The following is a 4784-nucleotide window of genomic DNA, read 5'->3' as shown; positions in this document are numbered from 1 at the left end:
TGCACGCGATGCAGCCAATAAGCGAGCGGCTCGCCCGCCTCGCCGAGGGCGATGCCCTGGAGCGTCGGGTGGCCGGCAATCAGGCCATTGCGCGCCGTGTCGAGGTGATCGCTCTCCAGCACTTGCAGCCGCAGGCCGATCGGGTTGGCCGGCGTCACTTCGGCCGGCAGCAGGCGGACGAAGCACTCGCCGCTCTCCACCACCGCCCGCATCACCAGCGCCTGCAGGCCGGCGAGATCGAGCCGCCCCTCGGCATCGCAGGCGGTGCTCTCCGACCAGCGGCGCCAGGCCTCGGCCTGCGCCCGGCCCGGCCAGCGGGTGGTGATGCCGGCGCCGACCGCATTGCCCGTCCACAGATCGACGATGCGCGCGGCATAGGGATCATTGCGCACCGCGTCGCGGGCGCGGCGGGCCACCGTGGCCGCGGCGGCGCCCACCTCGGCATTGGCGCTGCCACCGGAGGGCGCCCAGGCCGAGGCACGGCTGTCCTGCGCCGCGGCATAACCGCGCAGCGCGTTCCAGGCTTCCCGGAGCCGGCCCATCATTGGCTTCCCTCCCGCGAGAAGCTGGCAAGGGTCACAGGCGGGCGACGCGCGGCGGTGTTCTCAGCGGCACGCAGCACGGCGAGCGCGCGGCCGAGCTCGTCGAGGCTGCGGTATTCCACGGTGCGGCCATCGAAGGTGACGCGCGTCGTGCCGCCGGTGTAGGCGGCGGCGAGCGCAGCGGCACGGCTGCCGGCGGGCTGGGCCAGCGCCCAGGCGAGGATGTCAGGGGTCATGTCAGCCAAACAAAGTTTGCTGGCGCCCGGGCAGACGGCGTCGATGATAACCGCTTGATCGGTAGGGCTATCCAGATCTGGATGGCCCGAGACTGTCAGAGATTTCGTGTGCAGCGGGGTATACATACTGTGAAGGAAGGAGAGCCCCGATGGCGCGACGGAAATCCCCCCGTATCCCGGATGCCCTACTGGACCAATTGCTGGCGGGAGGGGATGCGCGTGAAGCGCTGGACCCTGGCGGATTGCTGGCTGAGCTGAAGAAGGCGCTGGCCGAGCGTGTGTTGAATGCCGAGATGGAGCACCATCTGGCTGGCGAGGGCGGCGAAGGCAACAGCCGCAACGGCTATGGCCGCAAGACGGTGACGACGGAGAGCGGCAAGTTGACGCTGGAGATCCCGCGCGACAGGCAGGGGAGCTTCGACCCGCAGTTGATCGCCAAATACCAGCACCGCTTCCCGGGTTTCGATGACAAGATCATATCCATGTACGCCCGTGGCATGAGTGCGCGCGAGATTGTTGGCCACCTGGGCGAACTCTACGGCGTCGAGGTGTCGCCCGACCTGATCAGCACGGTCACGGATGCTGTGCTGGACGAGATCGCTGCCTGGCAGAACCGGCCGCTGGAGGCGGTCTACCCGGTGGTCTTCTTCGATGCGCTGCGCGTGAAGATCCGCGACGAAGGCTTGGTTCGCAACAAGGCGATGCATATCGCGCTGGGTGTTCGGGCTGATGGTGGCAAGGAAATCCTCGGCCTTTGGCTGGAACAGAATGAGGGTGCCAAGTTCTGGCTGCGCGTGATGAACGAGTTGCGCGGCCGTGGCGTCGAGGATCTTCTGCTGGCCGTGGTGGATGGGCTGAAGGGCTTTCCCGAGGCGATCCTGGCCGTGTTTCCCGAAGAACAGGTGCAGACCTGCATCGTCCACCTCCTGCGCCAGAGCCTGGCCTTTGTGCCCTACAAGGACCGTAAGGCAGTGGCCGCGGCCCTGAAGGCGATCTACCAGGCGGTGGATGCCGCCGCGGCCGAGGCAGCCCTGGCCTCCTTCGAGGCCGGGCCATGGGGTCAGAAATACCCGGCCATTGGCCAGAGCTGGCGCCGGGCCTGGACCGAGGTGATCCCCTTCTATGCCTTCAGCGTTGAAATCAGGCGATTTCTCTACACCACCAATGCCATTGAGGCGCTGAACGCCAAGCTGCGGCGAGCGGTTCGCAGCCGGGGGCATTTCCCCACCGACGAGGCAGCGCTGAAGCTGCTCTTTCTGGTCTTGAACCGGGCCGAGAAGGAGTGGACCATGCCGCCGCGGGAATGGGCCATGGCCAAGGCGCAGTTCGCCGTCCTTTTCGGCGAGCGCTTCACCCGGGCCATGGTCTGATCATGTGCAACCGCCCCGCCGCACACGAAATCCCTGACAGTCTCCCAGCAGATGGCCCAGCGTGTCGACCGCCAAGTGCAGCTTTGAGCCCTTCTTGCGCTTGGCGCCATCGTATCCCGCCCGCTCGCCACTCTCAGGCGATGAGCGCAGCGTCCGGCTGTCCAGGATCGCCGCGCTGGGCTGCGCCTTTCGCCCAGCGGCCACGCGCAACACTGTTCGAAGATCATTGGCCAGCGCCTCGAAGCAGCCCGCTGCCAGCCAGAGTTGCGCTTGCTGATAGACAGCCGCCCAGGGCGGCAGGTCGTTGGGCATCCAGCGCCAGGGCGCGCCGGTCTTGATCACGTAGCGCAGGCCGTTGAACACCTCGCGCAAGCTATGCTCGCGCTGCCCGGCCACCTCGGGAAGCAGCGTCAGGTAGGGCGCGACCAGGGCCCATTCATCATCAGAAACATCAGAGGGGTAGGGCTTGCGGGCTCTCATGCCCCGCAGCCTGAGCGTTACCCGCCTGCAGGTCCATAACAGCCTCTAGCCGATGGGGGAATGGAGGCCAACCGCAACGAGCGGCCGCCAACGCCTGCTGCACAACCGGCCTGGATAACACCTTCCTGCTGAGCATCCCGGCGTTCCGTGCCTTTCACCGCGGTGACGATGCGGCTGATGAGGCCCCCTCCCCGCTCGCCACAGCCTCCATCCCGGTGGCGCCAGCCGAGGCTGCGGCCACGCCGGAAGACGCCATCGATGGCGCCTACCGCATCCTGCATGCCTCCCTGCGCGCGGAACTCCTGGAGCGCATCCTCCAGAACGGGCCCGACTTCTTCGAGCAGGTGATCGTCGAGTTGCTGGTGGCCATGGGCTATGGCGGCTCGCGCCGCAACGCTGCCGAGCGTCTCGGGCGGTCGGGCGATGGCGGCGTGGATGGGGTGATCAACGAGGACGTGCTGGGCCTGGACCGCGTCTATATCCAGGCCAAGCGCTATGCGCCCGGCAACACGGGGGGCCGGCCCGAAGTCCAGGCCTTCACGGGCAGCCTGGTGGGGCTGGGCGCCTCCAAGGGGGTCTTTGTCACCACGTCGGGCTTCTCGGCCCAGGCGGCCGAATATGCCAGCCGCATCCCGCAGCGCGTCGTCCTGATCGATGGCCAGCAGTTGGCGTAGCTGATGGTCGAGCATTCCGTGGGGGTGCGGGTGAGCAGGGTCATCGAGATCAAGCGGCTAGACGAGGATTTTTTCAGCGAGGAATAGGCCGGGGCGGGCGCGGCGGTGGCTGGCGGCACGCGATATCGTCGCCGACTCTGGGGGAGGCTCCCCACTGGCAAGCCGCCTTCAGCTCTTCTTTTTAGCGCCCTCAGCCGCTCCTCTGCTCGGCTCATTGCTCCCGCTATTTGCTTGAGCAGGGATGAACCAGGCAAGCGGCAGCCCTGCCCTGCCGGGCGGCAGACGGACAGCAAGCCCTGATAGGCCAAGTTATCCGGCCTGCCGCTCCCGTCGCACAGTTTCCCGGACGGCATGCGCCAGATAGCCCGAGCGCGTGAATCCCTGCTGGCTGGCAGTGGCGTCGAGCAGGTTCAACACATCCTCAGGCAAGGATATATTGACGCGGATCGAGCGTGGCGCGGGCTCAACGCGAATCAGCACCTCGGCCAGCGTCCGCTCTCCCTCCTCGGTGTCCTGCGCCCAGTCTGGCAACGGGGCACCGATCTGGCTCGGCTCAGGCAAGGGGATGCCATCCTCGATGAGCGCAGCAATGTGCAAGGCCAGCGCCTCTTCCGCATGCAGGGCTGCCTCTGTTGGCGAGTCGCCGGCTGATGTGCAGCCAGGCAAATCGGGGAAAACGACGCCATAGTTTTCGTTTCCAACCTCGATCAAAGCTCGATAATATTTAATTGTCATATTACCCTCTCGTATTTACACTCTTCGAATTTAAATTCTAGAGGTAGAAGACGATATCAGGAACCCAGCACCCTGCGATTGCAAAACCCGTGCTGGGAAAGCGCCTAACGGCGACGGCCCTTCCTCCGCTTCGCTACCGGCTTGGGCTTCCTCGCCGGCGGCGCCAGGCGCAGCGGCTTGGTGGCCGGCATGCCAGCCGCTCCGGCATAACGCTGCAACGTCGCCCCTGCAGCCAGATACGGATAGGCCTGCGCGCCGGCTGGCCAGGTCCGGGCGAAGGCGGCCACCTCCGCCTGATCATGGCCGCGGATGGCCTGGACCATGAAGACTTCTGCCTGCGCGGGCCTCAGTCGCTGCTGGCGCAGCAGGTGCTGATGCCACTCCTGGACGCGCAGCGGGCACCAGTCCACCAGGGCTTCCTGCAGCGCCCGGCGCACCGCGAAGGGCAGTTCTTCATAGGCGCGGTAGGGATCGCCCTTTAGCGGGCTGTAGGGCTTGGCGGCCATGCTGTTGTCTATGGCGGCCTTCTAGCCAGGGCAAAGCCCTCGCGAAACAAGCGCTTGGCGCGCGGCACCTCTGCGGCGGCGGTTTGCAACTCGCCCCACCGTTCGCAATGCCCAGGCATTCGATACACGAACTTCCGCGCCCCCTGCTACCAACAGAACGCAGCAAAATCAGCGCTCTAAACCTTGTAGAGTGAATGGGCCAAGTCCCAAGGTTCGGAGAGAAAGGGCCATTTGGAGAGCG

At 66.1% G+C, this 4784-nt stretch carries 6 protein-coding genes and 1 pseudogene; 2 read left to right on the top strand and 5 right to left on the bottom strand.

The annotated features are described in order from the left end of the window. Together NON00_RS24075 and NON00_RS24070 are read right to left on the bottom strand one after the other, a co-directional pair. Positions 1 to 545, bottom strand: a 545-nt coding sequence (locus NON00_RS24075; protein ID WP_256025332.1) for a phage portal protein, incomplete at its 3' end; no start/stop codon positions are given. Continuing rightward, positions 542 to 778, bottom strand: coding sequence for a phage head-tail joining protein (locus NON00_RS24070; RefSeq protein ID WP_256025333.1), 237 nt, complete (start codon positions 776 to 778; stop codon positions 542 to 544). The genes NON00_RS24075 and NON00_RS24070, both read right to left, overlap by 4 nt. A 149-nt stretch (positions 779 to 927) precedes the next feature. Between NON00_RS24070 and NON00_RS24065 the strand changes: the two genes are divergently transcribed. Then, entirely contained in the window at positions 928 to 2148 is a 1221-nt protein-coding gene (locus NON00_RS24065) for an IS256 family transposase (RefSeq protein WP_256025330.1), read from the top strand. A 45-nt stretch (positions 2149 to 2193) separates the two neighbouring features. Here the strand turns inward: NON00_RS24065 and NON00_RS24060 are convergent. After that, a pseudogene (locus NON00_RS24060) lies at positions 2194 to 2628 on the bottom strand (transposase); the annotation flags it as partial. Between the two features lie 215 nt (positions 2629 to 2843). Between NON00_RS24060 and NON00_RS24055 the strand changes: the two are divergent. Beyond that, the gene (locus tag NON00_RS24055) at positions 2844 to 3302 is read left to right on the top strand and encodes a restriction endonuclease (RefSeq protein ID WP_256025329.1); all 459 of its coding nucleotides are present in this window, start codon (positions 2844 to 2846) and stop codon (positions 3300 to 3302) included. A gap of 309 nt (positions 3303 to 3611) precedes the next feature. On the opposite strand, the gene NON00_RS24050 is transcribed toward NON00_RS24055, so the two are convergent. Continuing rightward, positions 3612 to 4037 (bottom strand): type II toxin-antitoxin system HicB family antitoxin, encoded by a 426-nt coding sequence (locus tag NON00_RS24050; RefSeq protein WP_256025328.1) that lies wholly within the window; start codon positions 4035 to 4037, stop codon positions 3612 to 3614. Positions 4038 to 4141: 104 nt separating this feature from the next. Beyond that, a complete protein-coding gene (locus NON00_RS24045) occupies positions 4142 to 4543 on the bottom strand; it encodes a DUF6525 family protein (protein WP_256025327.1) in 402 nt (133 codons plus the stop codon). Positions 4544 to 4784 lie beyond the last annotated feature (241 nt).

It is taken from the genome of Roseomonas sp. GC11, assembly GCF_024437745.1.
Taxonomy (GTDB): domain Bacteria; phylum Pseudomonadota; class Alphaproteobacteria; order Acetobacterales; family Acetobacteraceae; genus Pseudoroseomonas.
The sequence above is the reverse complement of the archived record's forward strand: the minus strand, read 5'-3'. Positions and strand labels throughout refer to the sequence as shown.